Below are 18,744 nucleotides of genomic sequence, written 5' to 3' on the forward strand. Positions count from 1 at the left end.
CATTCCATGTCCCGTCTGTTAACATTAATCTTGGCATATAGGTTCGGTGTAAAGTTTTCTGGCGAATTCAATTATACCTTATCTTCATGCTGTTTGTTTTTCATACCACAAAGATCAACACGCCCTAATAAATTAAGAGTATAGAATAATTCATGTAGTTATTGAGTTTTATTAATAGTATTTTCTTTTAAAACTACTAGGGTAAATATACACTTAATAAAAATAAAATAGTGGTGAGTATATGGTTATAAACCATTTTAAAGCCGCTTGAAATATAGTCAATGGAATGAATATATGAATTATGCCTATCAAATAAACAAGATAAATTCTTTAGTCGAGCATTACACACAAAAACCGGATTTTGTGGATAGCGAATTACTTTCTAGCAAGACGACAGAGTTTAAAAAATCAGCCTATAATCTTTTTTATGAGTTAATAAAACCCAAAAACCCTCATATTTACCAAGAGCCAAACCATGTACATGAGTTATTTAGCTTAATAAAAGGTTCAACAGTTAAAAAGAACGTTGATTTAAAGGTGCTTGAGCATGTAGAGCACTGGTGGCTTGAGTGGTATTTCGCTTTAGAAATGGAAGAAAAGCTTAGTATAGAAAAAAATGATATGCCAATGAGTTACTTACCTCAAAGTACACTAAACCCTATGCGCAAACATGAGATAAGTCACTACGCTAGGTTATTTACCGTTTTGCCAATGCCAGTATGTAATGTATGTGCCAAGACGGGTGATATTTTAAAAGTTAATCAACGTTTTGTAGATGTTTTTGGTTATACAGTAGAAGATGTGCCAAATCTTAAATCATGGTGGGAAAAAGCGTATCCAGATCCCCAATACAGAGCACTTGCAAAAGAGCTGTGGCAAGACTCTCTTGAAAAGGCACTAAATAACAATAACGACATACCCGCAAATAACTATCGAGTTTCTTGTCGTGATGGCTCGCAAGTGATGATGGAAATTTCAGGAATTGATATAGGTGAAGAGTTTTTAGCTGTTTTTAATGATGCAACAGAGCGTTTAGAAGCAGAGGATATACTTAGGGATATGGCCTTTTTGGATGCATTAACCAAAATTGCAAATAGGCGTCGGTTTGATGAAAAACTAACGCATGAGTATGAACGAGCAAAAGAATGCGAAGGCATGCTATCGATGATTATTATCGATATTGATCATTTTAAACAATTTAATGATCGGTATGGGCATGTAGCGGGCGATACGTGCTTATATGACGTGGCTCAAAAAATTGCTTCAACGGTTAGTCGCCCAGAAGATTTTGTGGCGCGATATGGCGGAGAGGAATTTGTTGTTTTATTACCTCAAACCGATAGGCAAGGGGCATTGTTTATAGCAGAGCAAATACAAAAGGCTGTAGAAAACTTAGCTATTGCACATCAGGATAGCTTTACCGGATTTTTATCTATAAGTATGGGTATTAATACCATCAGTGACTATACAAATAGTGATGAAATTAGCTTCGTTAAAGCCGCTGATAACGCCTTGTACTATGCTAAAAAACAAGGGCGTAACTGTATAGCGCTAAGCTCAGAGTAAGTAAAATAGAGTTAATTATTTTATTTAAGCTACTCGCCAATATAACTAATTATAAATAGTTTCTAGGCTTAATACTGGTCGGTTCAGGCTGTCGTTAATACACTTCAATACTAAAGGGCTTCTAAGCGGTAGTGATTTTATTTGCTCTAATGTGTACCAGTTAGCGCTGATAATGTCGGTATCTACTGGCGTTGGCGATTTTATATTATCGGGTGCTTCAAATAAAAAGCAGAATCGCAAATAGTGCACTCCATTTTCGGCATGCAAATTATACACACCTAAAAAGCCGACTGGCTCACGCGCTAAGCCTGTTTCTTCAAGTAGTTCTCTGCTTGCTGCTTGTGCAAGCGTTTCGTTTTGTTCTAAATGACCAGCAGGTTGATTGTAACAAACCTGCTGTGTAAATTTATCGCGCTCTTTTACAAGTAAAAACTCGTTTTGCTTTTTTACTATTGCTGCAACCGTGACATGCGGTTTATGCATCAACTACGCCCTTAATTACTTTGTATTCACCACAATTAATATCATCCAACGTATAGTTGCCAATGCTATAGCGGATGAGGCGAAGTGTAGGGTGTCCAATATGCGCGGTCATTCGACGAACTTGTCTGTTTCTACCTTCATTAATAGTAATACTTAGCCAAGTGGTCGGGATTGCTTTTCGCTCGCGTACAGGCGGGGTACGCGCCCAAATTGTTGGCTCATCAATTATTTTAACGTTAGCGGGGAGTGTAAGCCCGTCTTTAAGTTCTACGCCATTACATAAATCATTAATTGATTCACTCGTTGGTTCACCCTCAACTTGTGCCCAGTAGGTTTTATTCGTTTTTTTATCAGGAGCAGTTAAGGTGTTTTGTAATTTTCCACAGTTTGTTAAAAGCAATAAACCTTCACTGTCTCTGTCTAACCTTCCTGCTGCGTAAACTTCTTTAATAGGGATAAATTCAGCAAGCGTTTTTCTGTCTGCGTCATCTGTAAATTGGCATAGCACATCAAACGGCTTGTTGAATAACACAATTTTTCTGTCTTTAGATGCTATTTGCGGCTTTATTTCTCTTTTACCAGATGGCGTTTTGTTAAGTGCACTGCGTGAATAAGTACGCCCAGTACTTCTTTTTGGCTTGGCTTGTGTTGCTTGATTATTGTCTGATTTAGCTCTCATTATATGCACCTAGCTGGTTTTGGTAATCCGGCAATTTTTGTTGCTTGCTTGGCTGGGCCTTTAGGAAATAATTTATATAAATAAAGGCTATTACCTTTATCTTCACCGAGTGCTTTAGCCATTGCTTTTACAAGCATTCTAATTGCTGGGCTGGTGTTATATTCAATGTAAAAATCACGAACAAAATTAATGACTTCCCAGTGTTGCTCACTAAGTGTGATGTTTTCTTGAGTAGCAATTACAGGCGCCAGCTCCTTTGACCATAAAGTATGGTCGAGCAAGTAGCCTTGTTTGTCGGTTTCAATCTGTTGGTTGTTAAATTCAAGCATGAGTTACCACGTAATTGATTGATTAGTTGATAAAGTGAGTGCCACAAAGTCTTCATAGCTAATTGCTTTATCGTTATCTGCTAATTTTATTGCACGTACTTGCGCGTCTTGTTCAAGTATTAACAGTGTATCTGCAAATTGTCTAAATTGTTTTTTTGCAAAGCAGGCATCACCAACAAGTAGTACCTTATCGCCTGATAAAATTAAGTTCTCTAGCTGATTTGCCGAGTAATAGTTAAGCGGCTTTGAAAATATATGTAACGTACTCATAGGTTCACCACATGTTGCTGCGCTTTAATTAGTGTTTGTTGTTGACTAAAGTTAAGAGCTTTTGCTTCTATGAGTAAATCATGTTTATTTAAACCATAATCAAGCAATGATTTTTCACACACGAAAATGTTTTCAACATCATATATTTCGAGTGTTTTAATATTTTTAAAAAAGTCTTTTAAGCCAATATTGTTTGGTTGTTGATGCTTTTTTAAAGCTAAAACGGCGGGGCCGCTAAACAACCAACTTACATTTTGGTCAACAGCAGCAAATATCAATGTCATATCAAGTGCATCACGAATATTTAAATCGTCAAATGGGCTGCACTGACTCATTACTAATACGTTTATCATTTAAATTGCACCCATTTATCTGCGTCGCTTGCAAGCATTGCAAATTCAGCTAACCCTGCGACTTTAAATACACCTGTGTTTTTAATATCTAACCCGCGCTTTTGCGCGGCGGTAACACACAGCATTAAATTTAGTTTTTGATCAGCAAGTTGCTGCCAAAGTGCTGAAATTTGAAGCTCGTCTGAGGATAAATCAAAGTGGGTAGATGCATGATAAATACCTTGCTGGTATAAAAAAATAGCATCAATGGTGTGCCCTTGGGCTAAACATGCATTCGCAAATTTAACTATGCGTTGCGTGGTATCGTGATCGGATGGTGGTGTATGTAATGAAAGAACAAAGCGTGCCAAAACAATTCCAATAAAAAAGCCCCAATAAAGGGGCTATTTTAACAGAACTATTTAATTAGTCATCACTTGCGCCAAGTAGAGCAAGTAAAGAAGTAAATAAGTTATATACGCTTAGGTATAAAGACACTGTTGCGCGAATGTAGTTAGTTTCACCACCGTTTATGATTCGGCTTGTATCAAATAAAATCAAACCAGACATAATCAGTACAACTGCTGCATTAAGCACCATAAACATCAATGAACTGCCAATAAAAATATTAACGATGCTTGCTACAATCACAACGATTAAGCCAACAGTTAAAAAGCCACCCATAAATGAGAAGTCTTTTTTAGTATTTAGTGCATAAGCAGATAAACCAAAAAAGATAAGCGCTGTAGAACCTAAGGCTTGCATAATAAGCATTGGGCCATTAGGTAATGCAGCATAATGGTTAAGCAATGGACCTAAGCCTGCCCCCATTAAACCTGTGAAAGCAAAAACCCAAAATACACCAGATGCTGTATCTGCTTTTTTATTTACAACAAATAATAAACCGAACGAAACGAGTGTAAACACAATTCCCATAAAGTAAGGTAATTGTAGTGCCATTGAAATACCGGCTGTAACTGCACTAAATGCAAGTGTCATAGCTAGTAAAAAGTAGGTGTTTTTAAGTACCTTGTTTGTTTCAATGGTAGACATTACCGGTTTCGCGGTATTGTACGATTGATTAAACGCCATTGTAGAGCTCCTTTAAGTGAAACGTGTGTGTTTCGATAATTTAACTAAAATTAGATTACCAACTCTTATATGTTTGGGCAAACCTTTGTAGATCAATAGAGTTAAATATTTAAATAAAAGTATATTGATGGCTAAATTAAAAACATTTTGTTTTAACTTTAAACAAATCAATTGTTTTTTAGGCACTTAAACAATTAATTTAAAAAAAAGCTTCACAAAAGGGATGGGTTTCCCTATTATGCAGGCCGTGCGGAGAGATGGCAGAGTGGTCGAATGCACCGGTCTTGAAAACCGGCATGGGTTTATAGCCCATCTAGGGTTCAAATCCCTATCTCTCCACCACTTATTTAATAAGTGTGTGGTAATTAAAATATCATTCATTTAAATAGTTATTAGTACACTCTTACTTTTAACTTAGCAGTATCGGAGAGATGGCAGAGTGGTCGAATGCACCGGTCTTGAAAACCGGCATGGGTTTATAGCCCATCTAGGGTTCAAATCCCTATCTCTCCACCATATAACAGAATAGCCCGCTAACTTAGCGGGTTTTTTTGTGTTTGGAACAATATCAGTACACTTATACCAACCCGCAATAATACTTAATCATTTTGCGGGACTAAACGTGTCGCTCCCTGCGTTAAAAAATTCTCATTTTGAACAACTAAATAGCGAATTTATTGGCTAGCTGTAAACACGTTTATCCGCCCTCTAAATAGATCACTTAATTAAGCGAATTGGTATTACATCTCTTATCTCTTATTAGTAAAACCTTAAAAGCAGATAGAATTGCTCACACATCATCTTCTGATGTTAAAAAACGTTGATGTTCTCTTCCTATTTTTGTTTTTAATAAAACTACCATCACAAAAAACTTTAAATGAGTTGGAATGCACATATTAATATGTGTTATTTTTAAATATTGGTGGATTAAAGGTATGCAAAATAGGATGTTGTGGCTCAAAGATGATCTAGATTCGAGAAAGTTAGTTGTATATCGTGCCGCCATGTTTTCGTTTATAACGCTTTTTGTACTTTTTGTATTTCAACCTTTTGGCACTTCAAGCGATACCGAGTCTTACAAGTTTCTGCGACTTTTTGGCTATGGGTTAGTAACCTTTTGTGCTTTGCTATTGTCAGGTTTCATAGAAATAGTGTTACTTAAGTTTAAGCTAAGTAAATTAAACCGTTTAATTATTATTCCTATCACATATATTTTAATTACTGCGATATTCAATCATGGGTATTTTGTGGTTGCTGTACTTGGATCTTAGCATTGGCAGAATCAATTACTTTTTGTAGGGTATATTTTTTGTATTGGTGTATTTCCTCTTATTTTTTTACTTGTGGTAAATAGGCATGTAATAGATTTAACTAAGCCAAGTAAAGTTAGCGTTGCTCAAGAGCAGTTGAGAGAAGTTGAATTAAAGACAATTACTCTCAAAGGTGATAACAAAAACGACGAAATTAATGCGGCTCCTCACCATATTTTATTTATTAAATCTTCAGACAACTATTGTGAAATAACAATACAAGAAGGAGCTTCAACTTCACGTAAACTATCACGTGTATCTCTTAGCGGTTTATTAAAGCAGCTTCCAGAAAAAACAATTATATTACGATGCCACCGTTCTTATGCGGTTAACCTGCAAAACATTCAACACTACAGTGGTAATGCTGGAGGGTTGCAATTATCGCTACATACAATTGATATTAAAATTCCTGTGTCTCGTTCTTATGTAAAAGTAATCAAAGATGCTTTGTCATTAATCCCAAAATCATGTTAATCCCCCCTAAAACATGGGCTTTATACCTCATCTTGTAATTGATACCTAATAGGTCGCTTTGTATTTTTACTATTGCCAAGATTAAGTTGAAATTTACAACTTAACGAGAAAAGTAGATATGAAATACGCTATCAAGGCACTTGCAATAATTTCTATATTTGTATTTTGCCACTATGTATTTTGCCACTATGTAATGAGGCAGTTTAGGGGAGAAGGTTGGTCTAGCTGGTTGTCTGAACTTGATAATCTAACTGGCATTTTATTTACCCCCGCTAAATATATTTTTTTATATGGACCGTTAGTTATTGCGGCTATTATTTTGTTTAAACAAAGTAAGCCTTTTGAATCTATAGGGCTTAATTCCTCTGGTTTTATTAACTATGCACTCGCAGCAATTATTTGTTGTACTCCTATGGCAATAGGTTATGGATTTTTGAGTGATGAACTTAACCTATCAATACCAGCAATAATAACTGGCTCAGTTTATGCGGGGTTTTTTGAAGAGCTAATTTTTAGGGCTGCATTGTTTGGTGTTTTATTTAAATATTGTAGATGGGGCTTTGTGCCTGCGGCATTAATTAGTTCAGTAATATTTGGTCTGGGCCATATTTATCAAGGCAATGATGCGATTTCTGCATTGATGGCGGTTGCAATCACTACTGTAGCAGGTACATGGTTTGCGTGGCTATATTGTGAATGTGGTTATCGTATTTGGTTTCCTATGTGGATGCATGTTTTTATGAATGCAGCTTACGGAATATTTGGTATGTCGGGTGGCGCAGTAGGTGATCTACAAGGTAACTTATTTAAAGCAACAGCCATTGTGTTAAGTATTGTGTATGTTGAGATGCTAATTCGACGAGGAAAGCAGCGCGAAGTTACATTATCAAAATTATTTCAATGCACTAAAAATGGCCTTTACACGCAACAAGCTAACTTAAATTGATTGGGAAACGACCATGCTAGAATTATTTATTGTAATAATTATATTTAGCACACCCTTTTTGATTCTTACTATTACTAAACGTTATTTCACCTATAAAACTACAATAATGGCAGCGCACGCAAAATTTAAAGGACTAAATAATAACAAGATAACAAAATTAGAGGAACAAACAGCGATGTTGAGCAAAAGGGTGGCAGTGCTTGAGGAAATAGTAACATCTAGCCATTTTGAGTTATCAAATAAAATAGCTAAGTTATAAGCATTTTGATAAGTGTGACCCAAACTTATGAGCCTATTAATAAAGTAATAGGCTCATACTGCAATAAGGTTTATTTTTAATCATAAATTACGACCATAGTCTCTGTTTCTAACCTTTAGATCTTGGTGCATGCTTTATACATAGAATTTAGATTTGTGTATTAAGGATTTTAAATGAAACATCAGCTAGCAAAAAGCGTAGGGCTTTCGTTATTATCGCCTGTTATTGTAGGCAGTTTACTTGGTGTTTATTACTCACTTACGCTTGAAGGCGAGTTTGTATCAATATTTCTTACCTTATTAATGACTGCTATATCAAATGCACACATAGTAGGCTTAACAATGGCTGCTTTTGTTGTGCCTGGGTATTTACTCATGTTTAAGTATTCTAAAGTTAATTATTCAGGGGTATTAACTCTTGGACTACTAGGCGGAGCGATATTTAGTTACTTATTAAGTGCCACAACAGGGGAGATATTTTTGATCAATAGTGTAATGTCAGCATTCGCTGCTGGGCTGTTTTTGTTTGGTCTTCGTAAAACGGCAAAAAAATAATCGCAGCATTATTAACCAAGCGCACTGATAAACGGTGTGATTTCCTTTTTTTTACCTCCAAAAGGTTCCAATTTTTCACGACAAAGAGTACCTTTAGCTACTGTATGTTTAATAAGAAGTAGTTTGGTATGCAAAAGCACGATTTTTACCAGTCATTAGTTAAGCAAACTGAATCGCTGATAGCTGGTGAATCCAATGTAATTGCCAATATGGCAAACATAAGCGCGCTGTTATTTACCTCTTTAGAGGATGTAAATTGGGCGGGCTTTTACTTTATGGATTCTCCTACTGAATTAGTACTTGGTCCGTTTCAAGGTAACCCTGCATGCATTCGTATTCCAGTAGGAAAAGGTGTATGCGGAACTGCTGCGGCAACCGTAGAAACACAATTAATTGAAGATGTTCACGCTTTTGACGGCCACATAGCCTGTGATGCAGCGTCTAATTCTGAAGTGGTTGTACCTATCATGAAACATGGTAAAGTATTTGCTGTACTAGACATTGATAGTCCAAGTATTGGCCGATTTGATGCTGATGATAAAGCTGGCCTTGAAGCATTAGTGAAATGCTTAGAGGCGAGCCTGTAATGAAAGATTTGCTAAATGTTCAAGACTACCTATTTGCTGTGCAAGATGTTGGCGACTGGGAAGGCGAAGAAGAGCATGTAGCGGAAACGCTCAATGATTTAATTCATATTGCATGGGATCGTCTTCCTGATGATTCAGAATGTGAATTTATTGATGAAACAATTAATGGTATTTGGGAACACCTTCGGGGTGATATGGCTGTAATTGAAGCCGATTTCGAAGAGTTGGTCGACTGGGTAACACACTACGTCGATTCGTCCCTTGATGAAAAGATGTGAAAAATAGGTTCTAAAATGGAAACCACAAACAAGCTAAAAGATATTAATGAAGTGTTGGAATTTTTATATCAAGAATTCCCACAATGTTTTAAACAAAAAGATGGCATCAAGCCGCTTAAAGTAGGTATTTTTAAAGATATTGCTGAGCGTATTGAAGGGTCTGAAAAAGTAAGTAAGACTCAAGTTCGTCAAGCGCTTAGAAAATACACGTCTAACTGGCGTTATTTAGAAGCTGTGACCAAGTCAGAGTTTCGTATTGATCTTGATGGTAATCAAGGTGAAAAAGTTGAGCAAGAGCATATCGACCATGCACAAAAAGCATTGGAAGAAAGCCGCGCTAAAATGGCTAAACGCAAAAAACAACAGCGTCCTCGCCAAGATTCAGATTCTAAATCTTTCAAGAAAAAACCAGCTCATGCTAGCAAACCAGGCGATAAAAACGCTCCTGCAGCTAACAAACCTGCTAAAGCAGCGCCGGCTAAGCGTTCAGGAAAAATTGAACCTTTGCCAGCAACTGAGGTCAAGGTTAATAATAAGGTTAAGGTTAAACTTGGCCAAGCACTTGTAAATGCAGTAATAACTGAAGTGAACAAAGATGATGTTCATGTTGAGTTAGTAACAGGTATGCAAGTTAAAACCAAAGCTGACAGCTTATACATTGTTTAAGTTGTAAATAAATTAAGGAGTTGTGTATGAGTAAAAAGTTTACGCTCATTCCGTTAGTTGCTGCCCTGTTTTCAGGTTCATTATTTGCTGCTGTAGAAGCCGTTACTATTGACGATTTACCCCAGCTCAAGCAAGAGAGTCAACATGGTACTGCTAGCAAACGAGTGGCTAGCTTATTTGCTCGTTCACACTATACACCGGTTCGATTTAACGATGAGCTTTCTAGTAAAGTGTACGATCGTTATATCGAATCCCTTGATTTTAATAAAAGCGTTTTCTTAGCCAGCGATATCGCCTCATTTGAGCAATATCGTGATGACTTTGATAACGCTATTACTACCGGTAAATTAGACTTTACGTTTGATATTTTTAACTTAAGTCTTAAACGCCGTTTTGAACGTTACGAGTATTCACTTACTCTGCTTGAAAAAGAGATGACGTTTGATAAAGAAGATGAATACTTTTTTGACCGTGAAGATTCAGCATGGCCTGCGTCACAAGCTGAGCTTGATGAAATTTGGCGTGAGCGTGTAAAGTACGACGCACTGCGTTTAAAAATGACGGGTAAAGATTGGGAAGGCATTAAAGAGGTGCTGACCAAACGCTACAAAAATGCAGAAAAACGTTTAGTACAATCAAATTCAGAAGATGCTTTTCAAATTGTTATGAATTCGCTAGCACGCAGTATTGAGGCGCATACGTCTTATTTATCGCCACGTCGTGCAGAGCAATTCAAAATGGATATGGACTTAGAGCTTGAGGGCATTGGTGCCGTATTAAGCCCTGATGAAGATTACACTGTTATTCGCAGCTTAGTGCCGGGAGGCCCTGCAGATAAAACAGATCAAATTAAAGCTGATGATCGCATTATTGGTGTTGCTCAAGATGGCGAAGAGTTTGTAGATGTAATTGGCTGGCGTTTAGATGACGTAGTTGATTTAATTAAAGGTCCTAAAGGGACTAAAGTACGTTTACAGTATTTAAAAGGTGTTGATGCTCACGGCGCTCCGAAAGTTGTAGAAATCACTCGCGATAAAATTCGACTTGAGGATAGAGCGGCTAAATCAGAAGTATTTGAAGCCAAATACTCTGATTTAACAAGTAAAGTTGGCGTGATTGAAATTCCGGGCTTTTACAATAATCTTTCGAAAGATGTAAAAGTTGAGCTGGCTAAGCTTAAAGAAGAAAAAGTTGATGGTATTATTATCGACTTACGCCAAAATGGAGGTGGTTCTTTATATGAAGCAACACAACTGTCTGGTTTGTTTTTTGACCAAGGTCCAGTTGTTCAAATTCATACCTTAAATAACCGTATTGAAGAGCAAAAAGATCGCGATGGTATAACTTATTACGATGGTCCTTTAACTGTTTTAGTTGACCGTTACAGTGCCTCTGCTTCTGAAATATTTGCAGCAGCTATGCAAGATTACGGTCGTGCAGTTATTATTGGCGAGCAAACTTTCGGTAAAGGTACAGTACAGCAGCACAAAGGCTTAGGCCGCGCTTACGATTTATATGATAATGCGCTGGGTAGCGTACAATATACGATTGCTAAGTTTTATCGTATTAACGGTGGTAGTACGCAACATAAAGGTGTGATCCCTGATATTTCGTTTCCATCAGCAATCGATCCTGCAGAGTGGGGCGAAAGTAAGCAAGATAATGCACTTCCTTGGGATAGCATTGTTAAAGCAAAATACAAAAAATTAGGTAATTTAACACCTATTATTACGTACCTTGAGAAACAACACGAAGTACGAATTAAATCAGAACCAGAATTTGGTTATGTATTTAATGACATTACCTTATACAACGAAGAGAAAGACCGTAAAACTATCTCTTTAGTTGAAGCTACGCGTATTAAAGAAAAAGATGAAGGTGAAGCACGTGCACTTGTACGTACTAACGAACGTCTTAAGCGTTTAGGTAAAGATCCGGTAGAAAACTTAGACGATTTACCTGAAGTAATTGAAGAGCTTGACCCATTTTTGGAAGAAGCTGCATTAATTACTCAAGATTATATTAATTATGGTCGTATAGCTAAGAAGTAACAACTGGTTTTACCTCTATAAAAAAGGCGCATTAGCGCCTTTTTTACTACCTAAAATTTACTAAATTGTTATAATATTTGATTACATAAAGTTGAGCTAGATCAATCATGCTCAATTAATGCGCTTTACGTGCTAAAAATAATAATTAAACACACAGTAAGTGTGTCTAGGAGTCTCTACTTTGAAGCTATTGGATGACAAACCAATCAAGCCCGCCTCGTTTTTTGATGCATTAATTCCTATCTCTGTATTAATTTGTTTACTTGGTGCTGCAGTTTACTTATTTGGTGATAACTCTTCATCAGGCCCTAACCAAATTGCACTTTTATTTGCTACTTTTGCAGCGGCTTTAATTGGGCTTAAAAACGGTTATACATGGAAAAAATTAGAACAAGCCATGATCGAAGGTATAACGCTTTCACTTGGCGCTATCCTAATTTTACTTATGGTAGGTGCGTTAATTGGCACTTGGCTACTTTCTGGAACTGTACCAACTTTAATTTATTATGGCTTGCAAGTTATAAACCCAAGTTGGTTTTATGCAGCGAGTTGTTTAATTTGTGGCATTGTAGCAATGAGTATTGGTAGTTCTTGGACCACGGCTGCTACGATAGGTGTTGCTTTATTAGGTGTTGCTACGGGTCTTGGACTTGAGCAAACAGTAACCGCAGGTGCAGTTATATCTGGCGCGTACTTTGGTGATAAGCTAAGCCCGCTGTCAGAAACAACCAATCTGGCACCAGCAGTTGTTGGCGCTGATTTGTTTGAGCATATTCAACATATGCTGTGGACGACAGTACCGAGTTTTGTAATTGCACTGATTATATTTATATTCATGGGGTTTAATGCAACAGCTTCAAGCGAAGCAGGGCGCATTGATGAAATAACGGCTATTTTACAGCAAAACTTTAATATTGGTTTTGAAATGCTGATCCCGTTAATCGTACTTTTAGTTTTAGCTATTAAAAAAATGCCAGCATTTCCTGCTATCTCAATTGGTGCTGTTGTGGGCGCTGTTTGGGCTATGTTGTTTCAGTCTGATCTAATTGCTAGCCAAATTGATGTTTCTCAAGGACAGTTAGTAGGTTACTTTAAGCTTGTTTGGACGACGTTTTTTGATGGTTTTAGTATAAGCACAGGTGATGATAAAATGAACTCGCTGCTTAGTGGTGGCGGTATGTCAGGAATGCTTACAACTACGTGGTTGATTATGACTGCACTGATGTTTGGTGCCATCATGGAAAAAACGGGTCTTCTGGACATTTTTGTTAAAAGCATACTTAAAATAGCTAAAAGTACGGGTTCATTAATTACAGCAACAATTGCAACCTGTATTGGTACAAACGTTATAGCAGCCGATCAGTATATCGCGATTGTTGTACCTGGACGTATGTTTAAAGATGAATACGAAAAACGTGGTTTGAAGCCTGTTAACTTATCTCGTACATTGGAAGATGGCGGTACAATTACCAGCCCACTAATTCCATGGAACACGTGTGGCGCATATATGCAAAGCGTTTTACTAATAAATCCTTTTGATTATGCACTCTACGCTTTCTTTAACTTAATTAACCCTGTTTTAGCGGTGGTTTATGCCTACTTGGGCATTAAAATTTTACGTATTAAGCCAAAACAATCCGCCTAATTTTAAACAGCTCCTTTTAACTTAAAAGGAGCTGTTTTGGAGTATCTATGACTGAATCAAGTAAACCTCAAGCACAATATCTTAAAGACTATAAAGCTCCTGATTTTTTAATTGACCACACAGAGCTAACCTTTGACTTACAGCCATTATCAACCAAAGTAAGCTCTTTGCTAACGCTTACGCGTGTTGGTGATAAAAAAGCACCTTTAGTGCTTGATGGTATTGATTTACGCTTACTGTCTTTATCTATTGATACGGTTGATATAACTGATTATGAAATTATTGGCGAGCAGCTAATAATCAATAACCTACCGGATAGTTGCCAATTAAGTATTGTGACCGAGATATCACCTGAGACAAATACTTCTTTAGAAGGTTTATATTTATCGGGCGGTGCGTATTGCACACAGTGCGAAGCGCAGGGATTTAGAAAAATCACTTATTACATGGATCGCCCTGACGTACTTGCCACGTTTGATGTAACTATTATTGCCGATAAAAAGTATCTACAACTTCTTTCTAATGGTAATCAAGTAGATAGCGGTGAAACATCAGATGGTCGTCATTTTGTGAAATGGCAAGACCCATTTAAAAAGCCGAGCTATTTATTTGCACTTGTAGCGGGCGATTTTGATGTTTTAAAAGATACGTACACGACTAAAAGCGGCAAATACGTAGAGTTAGCATTATTTGTTGATAAGGGGAATTTATCTAAAACACCTCATGCTATTGCTTCACTTAAAAAAGCAATGCAATGGGATGAAGAACGCTTTAATTTAGAGTATGACCTTGATATTTATATGATTGTTGCCGTCGATTTTTTCAACATGGGCGCGATGGAAAATAAAGGGCTAAACGTTTTTAACAGTAAATGCGTATTAGCTAATCAAGAAACAGCCACAGATAAAGACTACCATACGATTGAATCCATTGTAGGGCATGAGTACTTTCATAACTGGACAGGTAACCGAGTTACTTGTAGAGATTGGTTTCAGTTATCGCTAAAAGAAGGGTTAACTGTATTTAGAGACCAAGAGTTCAGTAGTGATTTAGGCTCTCGTGCACTTAACCGAATTGATGCGGTCAAAGTTATGCGGACGCATCAGTTTAGCGAAGATGCAGGCCCTATGGCTCACCCAATTCGCCCTGAGAAAGTTATTGAAATGAATAACTTTTATACAGTAACTGTATACGATAAAGGTGCTGAAGTTATCCGTATGATGCACACATTACTGGGTGAAACTAACTTTCAAAAAGGGATGACGCTTTACTTTGAGCGCCACGATGGGCAAGCAGTTACATGTGATGACTTTGTAAGTGCGATGAGCGATGCATCAGGTGTTGATTTAGAGCAATTTAAACAATGGTACAGCCAATCAGGTACACCGCGTTTAAATGCAATTCAAAAATTTGATAGCAGCTCAAATACATACACTTTGACAATCGAGCAAACAGCGTCAGCTAATCAGCCAGAGAATAAAAAGCTTCATATACCTTTTGCTATTGAACTACTTGATGCCAATGGACAAAGTATTGCTCTGCAATATAAAGGTAAAAAACTAGATCATGTACTCGATGTAACTAATGCGACTCAAACATTTAGCTTTGATAATATCTTAGAAAAGCCCGTTGCGGTTTTACTCGAAGATTTTTCTGCACCTTGTATTTTAAATCAGCAAACAACAGAGCCCGAACTATTACATATTATGCGTTTTGCACGCAGTGATTTTTCACGTTGGGATGCACAACAGCAGCTATTTATTAAAGCGATTAAATCTCAGATTACCGACACAACTAATAGCGAGTTAAGCAGCGAAATTATAAATGCGCTACGTGTACTTATAAACACAAAAGAGGGCGATTTAGCCTTAATTGCAGAGCTGTTTAAACTGCCAAGTTTTGATACATTAGCCGCTGAATTTGAAGTAATACTTGTTGATGAGATTATTGAAATAACAGAAAAGTTCGAGCAACAAATTGCTGACGAACTTGCTGATGAACTGCTTAGTTGTTACGAATCTCTTGAAGATGATGGCAGTATAAGTGCAAGCTCCGTTGCTAAGCGCGCTTTAAAACAAATATGCTTGCATTATTTGGCTAAAACTCAAAAGCCAGAGGCTGTAAGCTTTATTAAAGAAGCCGCAAGTTCTACTAATATGACCAATGTACTTGGTGCACTAAGCGCAGTGGTAAAAGCATCCCACCCTTTACAAGAAGAGCTTTTGAGTCATTTTGATAGTCAATGGCGCCATGATGTTTTAGTGATGGATAAGTGGTTTGCACTGCAAGCTATGCAATCAGGCAATAATGCTATAGACAATATTAAGGCACTTTACGAACATCCGTGTTTTGATTTTTCAAACCCGAATCGTGTACGTGCACTTGTAGGAAGCTTTAGTCACTTTAATACAGCACAATTTCATCGTTCAGACGCCCAAGGTTATACGTTGTTAGGTGACTTATTAATAAAACTTAATGCAATTAATCCACAAAATGCGTCTCGTATGTTAACACCGTTCATGTCATGGAAACGTTACGATGATGTTCGCTCTCAAGCAATGAAACTGCAATTACAACGCTTAGCTAATCTAGATGGGCTAAGTGCTGATTTGTATGAAAAGGTTGAAAAAGCGCTCGTATAAATGATTGAGTATTATTTTACCTTAAGATTGAGCTATAACGAGTGCATGGATTACTACCATGGCCGTTTTAGCTCTTTACAAGTTGTAGAAGATGGCGGGAAAACGGTACGTTTTTCTGCTAATCATTTAAGACCTTTTATTACCAGCCTAGGTATAAGAGGGCGTTTTAGAATATTATTAACCCCCGAAAATAAATTCATTCGTATTGAGCGCGTGGCTTAGCTCCCTGTTTTCATGTTATAAAAGCATAAAAATATTGTCTTTTTGTTAATTTCAATTTGTCCTATTGTTAAATAACGTGTATAAATTATCTGGTACGACGTCTTACCAATACGTAAGCGTCAACCAGAATAAGAAATATATGACAGATTGAATGCGACTATTTGTAATTTCAATGATTCGCTTCTATCGTTACGATGACACTAAAAACAATAACTTGATCACACAAAATGACCCGCGACAGGGGGGAACCAAAATGATAAGAAGATCGCTTTTTGTTAAAAATAAAATCGCTATAGGTTTAGCAGCCGCTAGTTTAGGTTTATCTGCAGCCAGTACTCAAGCTGTAACATTTGAAGCTGGGGGTTTTGATATTACCTTCGACTCAACCTTTTCATATGGGCAAAGCGTCCGTGTAGAAGACAGGGACTTTAACTTAATTGGTAAAAGTAATAATCCAGCTTTTGACTGGACAGGTTACAACCCTGCACTAAGTAACACTATTTACTCATCACAAGATGTATGGGCACAACCCGGCTCTTACTCAAACAATGGTGATGCGGGTAATTTAAATTTTGACAGTGGTGACTCATTCTCAAAACTATTGAAGGGAACACACGACCTTTCAATAAATAAAGATAATTACGGTTTGTTTACACGTTTTATGTACTTTTATGATTTTGAGTTGATGGATGGCGATCGCGCTTATTCAAACCCAACTTCTGGTGAAGGTGTTGACCCGTGTGACGATAAAGATACAAAAGAGCAAAGCTGTGCAGATATCCGTTTACTAGATGCATACGTTTGGGCTAATTTTGATTTAAACGACGGGAATAACCCATTATCAATTCGCTTAGGTCAGCAAGTAGTTAACTGGGGTGAAAGTACGCTTATATCTCATGGTATTAACGTAAACCCAGTTGATATTGACCGATTAAAAGCACCAGGCGCTGAGCTTAAAGAAGCATTTATACCAATCGGTATGCTTTGGGCATCGCTTGGTATTACTGAAAATATTACGCTTGAAGGTTTCTACCAATATCAATGGCAAGAAACGCGTCTACCAGCAGCTGGCACGTATTTTTCTACTAATGACTTTGCTGCAGAAAATGGTTACCAACAAAATGTTCAGTTAGGCTTTACGTCTAATCCTGATATTGATGTTGCTTTTTTAACGGATAGTTTAAATAACTTAAAATCTGACTTTGCACTAGCAACAGCTGCTCAAGGAATTGATCCTTCAAGTGCCGAAGGGAGTGCTTTATTAGCTCAAATGTACCTTGCATATCCAACTAAGGTCGCGCTTAAAGGTAAAGGAGATAATGGTAAAACAGAACCTGAAGATGGCGGTCAGTACGGTCTTCGTTTAGGGGTGTTTTTACCTGAGTTTAATGATACTGAAATTGCGTTATACCATGTGAACTACCACAGTCGTCGTCCGCTTATCTCTGGTCGCGTATCAAACTTTTCAAACGAAGCAATTGCGCAAGATTTAGCGATGATTATGACGACAGAAATTACCTCTGATAATGTTGCTGATTTAACTGCCTTTTCTAAAGCTGAAAACGACTACCCAGAAGATATTAAACTATACGGTTTGAGCTTTAACACCACTATTGGTGAAACAGCTTTTGCGGGTGAATTTGCTTTTCGTCAAGACGAGCCTCTGCAAATTGATGATGTTGAGCTTTTGTATGCAGCGATGCCTGAGCAATTAGCGGTTGCTGGTATCCGTCCTGATTTTGCGGGTATTTCACAAATGAGTTTAGGCGACGACATCAGTGTTGTAGGACCTGGTCAAGTTGCTCAAGGGTATATTGAACGTAATACATCACAATTACAGTTTACTGCAACACATTTATTTGGCCCTTCATTAGGGGCTGATAGTTGGGCTGTTGTTGGTGAAGTGGGTGCTGTAAAAATTCATAACATGCCTGAATACGACGAGATGCGTTTAAACGTATCGGGTACTGGGCGAAGTGGCGTTATTACTGGGCCTGGCACAACTGATTACACTACATTGCAACTTGGTCTTTCAAATGGTGCAGAGCAAAAATCATTTGCTACTGCATCTTCTTGGGGATATCGCTTAATTGCTAAAGGTGATTATTATGACCTTTACGATGGTATTAATTTCTCTCCTCGTTTTGTATTTTCTCATGACGTAAATGGTAATACACCAGATCCTATGTTCTTATTTATTGAAGACCGTAAATCTTTAGGTGCGACCATGAACTTTAACTACCAAAATGCGTGGTCACTTGACGTGAGCTACAACTCGTTTTGGGGCGGCGGCGATATTAATACTTTCTCAGATCGCGATTACGTTTCTTTTAACTTAAAATATTCTATTTAGGGGTAA

21 protein-coding genes and 2 tRNA genes are annotated in these 18,744 nt (G+C 37.4%); 16 read left to right on the plus strand and 7 right to left on the minus strand.

Annotated elements, in window-relative coordinates; all coding sequences use genetic code 11:
* The first annotated feature begins 294 nt into the window (after nt 1–294).
* On the plus strand, nt 295–1,566 hold the full coding sequence (locus tag H4J63_RS04535) for a sensor domain-containing diguanylate cyclase (protein WP_024604801.1): 1,272 nt from the start codon (nt 295–297) through the stop codon (nt 1,564–1,566).
* A gap of 45 nt (nt 1,567–1,611) precedes the next feature.
* Here the strand turns inward: H4J63_RS04535 and H4J63_RS04540 are convergent, their stop codons facing one another.
* From H4J63_RS04540 to H4J63_RS04570, 7 genes are read right to left on the minus strand one after another with little or no spacing between them, the layout of a single operon-like run.
* Nucleotides 1,612–2,049 (minus strand): NUDIX domain-containing protein, encoded by a 438-nt coding sequence (locus tag H4J63_RS04540; protein ID WP_024604802.1) that lies wholly within the window; start codon nt 2,047–2,049, stop codon nt 1,612–1,614.
* Entirely contained in the window at nt 2,042–2,728 is a 687-nt protein-coding gene (locus H4J63_RS04545; protein ID WP_024604803.1) for a pseudouridine synthase, read from the minus strand. The genes H4J63_RS04540 and H4J63_RS04545 overlap by 8 nt, the downstream gene beginning before the upstream one ends.
* Nucleotides 2,728–3,057: a TusE/DsrC/DsvC family sulfur relay protein gene (locus H4J63_RS04550; RefSeq protein WP_007375712.1), complete on the minus strand. Its 330-nt coding sequence runs from the start codon at nt 3,055–3,057 to the stop codon at nt 2,728–2,730. The genes H4J63_RS04545 and H4J63_RS04550 overlap by 1 nt, the downstream gene beginning before the upstream one ends.
* Nucleotides 3,058–3,060: 3 nt before the next feature.
* Nucleotides 3,061–3,327 carry a DsrH/TusB family sulfur metabolism protein gene (locus tag H4J63_RS04555; protein WP_008133664.1) on the minus strand — a complete coding sequence of 89 codons (267 nt, stop codon included), beginning with the start codon at nt 3,325–3,327 and terminating at the stop codon, nt 3,061–3,063.
* Nucleotides 3,324–3,680, minus strand: a complete 357-nt coding sequence (gene tusC / locus H4J63_RS04560; RefSeq protein WP_002962696.1) for a sulfurtransferase complex subunit TusC — start codon at nt 3,678–3,680, stop codon at nt 3,324–3,326. Before tusC ends, H4J63_RS04555 begins: the two co-directional genes overlap by 4 nt.
* A complete protein-coding gene (gene tusD / locus H4J63_RS04565) occupies nt 3,677–4,030 on the minus strand; it encodes a sulfurtransferase complex subunit TusD (protein ID WP_024596911.1) in 354 nt (117 codons plus the stop codon). The genes tusC and tusD overlap by 4 nt, the downstream gene beginning before the upstream one ends.
* Nucleotides 4,031–4,085: 55 nt before the next feature.
* Complete coding sequence (locus H4J63_RS04570; protein WP_008133668.1) at nt 4,086–4,751, minus strand: Bax inhibitor-1/YccA family protein; 666 nt, start codon at nt 4,749–4,751, stop codon at nt 4,086–4,088.
* A gap of 251 nt (nt 4,752–5,002) precedes the next feature.
* Here H4J63_RS04570 and H4J63_RS04575 point away from each other — a divergent pair.
* The 15 genes from H4J63_RS04575 to H4J63_RS04640 all read left to right on the plus strand — a co-directional run bounded on the left by H4J63_RS04575 (nt 5,003) and on the right by H4J63_RS04640 (nt 18,738).
* Nucleotides 5,003–5,093 (plus strand) — tRNA-Ser (locus H4J63_RS04575).
* Nucleotides 5,094–5,176: 83 nt separating this feature from the next.
* Nucleotides 5,177–5,267 (plus strand) — tRNA-Ser (locus H4J63_RS04580).
* Nucleotides 5,268–5,638: 371 nt separating this feature from the next.
* Nucleotides 5,639–6,022, plus strand: coding sequence for a hypothetical protein (locus tag H4J63_RS20210; protein ID WP_259365571.1), 384 nt, complete (start codon nt 5,639–5,641; stop codon nt 6,020–6,022).
* A gap of 135 nt (nt 6,023–6,157) precedes the next feature.
* On the plus strand, nt 6,158–6,535 hold the full coding sequence (locus H4J63_RS20215; protein WP_259365572.1) for a LytTR family DNA-binding domain-containing protein: 378 nt from the start codon (nt 6,158–6,160) through the stop codon (nt 6,533–6,535).
* Nucleotides 6,536–6,653: 118 nt separating this feature from the next.
* Nucleotides 6,654–7,481: a CPBP family intramembrane glutamic endopeptidase gene (locus tag H4J63_RS04590; RefSeq protein ID WP_182194836.1), complete on the plus strand. Its 828-nt coding sequence runs from the start codon at nt 6,654–6,656 to the stop codon at nt 7,479–7,481.
* A 13-nt stretch (nt 7,482–7,494) separates the two neighbouring features.
* Nucleotides 7,495–7,740 carry a hypothetical protein gene (locus H4J63_RS04595; RefSeq protein ID WP_182194839.1) on the plus strand — a complete coding sequence of 82 codons (246 nt, stop codon included), beginning with the start codon at nt 7,495–7,497 and terminating at the stop codon, nt 7,738–7,740.
* A gap of 173 nt (nt 7,741–7,913) precedes the next feature.
* Complete coding sequence (locus H4J63_RS04600; RefSeq protein WP_002961912.1) at nt 7,914–8,294, plus strand: hypothetical protein; 381 nt, start codon at nt 7,914–7,916, stop codon at nt 8,292–8,294.
* Between the two features lie 128 nt (nt 8,295–8,422).
* Nucleotides 8,423–8,881, plus strand: coding sequence for a GAF domain-containing protein (locus H4J63_RS04605; RefSeq protein WP_002961911.1), 459 nt, complete (start codon nt 8,423–8,425; stop codon nt 8,879–8,881).
* Entirely contained in the window at nt 8,881–9,159 is a 279-nt protein-coding gene (locus tag H4J63_RS04610; protein WP_002961910.1) for a hypothetical protein, read from the plus strand. Before H4J63_RS04605 ends, H4J63_RS04610 begins: the two co-directional genes overlap by 1 nt.
* Before the next feature lie 15 nt (nt 9,160–9,174).
* Nucleotides 9,175–9,825, plus strand: coding sequence for an RNA chaperone ProQ (gene proQ / locus H4J63_RS04615; RefSeq protein WP_002961909.1), 651 nt, complete (start codon nt 9,175–9,177; stop codon nt 9,823–9,825).
* 26 nt (nt 9,826–9,851) lie between these two features.
* A complete protein-coding gene (gene prc, locus H4J63_RS04620) occupies nt 9,852–11,876 on the plus strand; it encodes a carboxy terminal-processing peptidase (RefSeq protein ID WP_182194841.1) in 2,025 nt (674 codons plus the stop codon).
* A gap of 181 nt (nt 11,877–12,057) precedes the next feature.
* A complete protein-coding gene (nhaC, locus tag H4J63_RS04625; RefSeq protein WP_182194844.1) occupies nt 12,058–13,521 on the plus strand; it encodes a Na+/H+ antiporter NhaC in 1,464 nt (487 codons plus the stop codon).
* A 47-nt stretch (nt 13,522–13,568) separates the two neighbouring features.
* Nucleotides 13,569–16,163: an aminopeptidase N gene (pepN, locus tag H4J63_RS04630; RefSeq protein WP_182194847.1), complete on the plus strand. Its 2,595-nt coding sequence runs from the start codon at nt 13,569–13,571 to the stop codon at nt 16,161–16,163.
* Complete coding sequence (locus H4J63_RS04635) at nt 16,164–16,385, plus strand: DUF2835 family protein (RefSeq protein ID WP_033011738.1); 222 nt, start codon at nt 16,164–16,166, stop codon at nt 16,383–16,385.
* Between the two features lie 253 nt (nt 16,386–16,638).
* Entirely contained in the window at nt 16,639–18,738 is a 2,100-nt protein-coding gene (locus tag H4J63_RS04640; RefSeq protein ID WP_182194849.1) for a DUF1302 domain-containing protein, read from the plus strand.
* Nucleotides 18,739–18,744: the final 6 nt, after the last annotated feature.

Source organism: Pseudoalteromonas sp. 5Ae-yellow, from assembly GCF_014077565.1.
Classification (GTDB): Bacteria; Pseudomonadota; Gammaproteobacteria; order Enterobacterales; family Alteromonadaceae; genus Pseudoalteromonas.

What these genes read in the sequence shown, in the direction of transcription:
- pepN (WP_182194847.1), top strand. Translation starts at nt 13,569, where the DNA reads ATGACTGAATCAAGTAAACCTCAAGCACAATATCTTAAAGACTATAAA.
- H4J63_RS04570 (WP_008133668.1), bottom strand. Translation starts at nt 4,751, where the DNA reads ATGGCGTTTAATCAATCGTACAATACCGCGAAACCGGTAATGTCTACC.
- H4J63_RS04545 (WP_024604803.1), bottom strand. Translation starts at nt 2,728, where the DNA reads ATGAGAGCTAAATCAGACAATAATCAAGCAACACAAGCCAAGCCAAAA.
- H4J63_RS04605 (WP_002961911.1), top strand. Translation starts at nt 8,423, where the DNA reads ATGCAAAAGCACGATTTTTACCAGTCATTAGTTAAGCAAACTGAATCG.
- H4J63_RS04550 (WP_007375712.1), bottom strand. Translation starts at nt 3,057, where the DNA reads ATGCTTGAATTTAACAACCAACAGATTGAAACCGACAAACAAGGCTAC.
- tusC (WP_002962696.1), bottom strand. Translation starts at nt 3,680, where the DNA reads ATGATAAACGTATTAGTAATGAGTCAGTGCAGCCCATTTGACGATTTA.
- H4J63_RS04600 (WP_002961912.1), top strand. Translation starts at nt 7,914, where the DNA reads ATGAAACATCAGCTAGCAAAAAGCGTAGGGCTTTCGTTATTATCGCCT.
- H4J63_RS04555 (WP_008133664.1), bottom strand. Translation starts at nt 3,327, where the DNA reads ATGAGTACGTTACATATATTTTCAAAGCCGCTTAACTATTACTCGGCA.
- H4J63_RS04540 (WP_024604802.1), bottom strand. Translation starts at nt 2,049, where the DNA reads ATGCATAAACCGCATGTCACGGTTGCAGCAATAGTAAAAAAGCAAAAC.
- H4J63_RS04595 (WP_182194839.1), top strand. Translation starts at nt 7,495, where the DNA reads ATGCTAGAATTATTTATTGTAATAATTATATTTAGCACACCCTTTTTG.
- prc (WP_182194841.1), top strand. Translation starts at nt 9,852, where the DNA reads ATGAGTAAAAAGTTTACGCTCATTCCGTTAGTTGCTGCCCTGTTTTCA.
- H4J63_RS04640 (WP_182194849.1), top strand. Translation starts at nt 16,639, where the DNA reads ATGATAAGAAGATCGCTTTTTGTTAAAAATAAAATCGCTATAGGTTTA.
- H4J63_RS20210 (WP_259365571.1), top strand. Translation starts at nt 5,639, where the DNA reads ATGCACATATTAATATGTGTTATTTTTAAATATTGGTGGATTAAAGGT.
- H4J63_RS04535 (WP_024604801.1), top strand. Translation starts at nt 295, where the DNA reads ATGAATTATGCCTATCAAATAAACAAGATAAATTCTTTAGTCGAGCAT.
- H4J63_RS04610 (WP_002961910.1), top strand. Translation starts at nt 8,881, where the DNA reads ATGAAAGATTTGCTAAATGTTCAAGACTACCTATTTGCTGTGCAAGAT.
- H4J63_RS04590 (WP_182194836.1), top strand. Translation starts at nt 6,654, where the DNA reads ATGAAATACGCTATCAAGGCACTTGCAATAATTTCTATATTTGTATTT.
- H4J63_RS04635 (WP_033011738.1), top strand. Translation starts at nt 16,164, where the DNA reads ATGATTGAGTATTATTTTACCTTAAGATTGAGCTATAACGAGTGCATG.
- proQ (WP_002961909.1), top strand. Translation starts at nt 9,175, where the DNA reads ATGGAAACCACAAACAAGCTAAAAGATATTAATGAAGTGTTGGAATTT.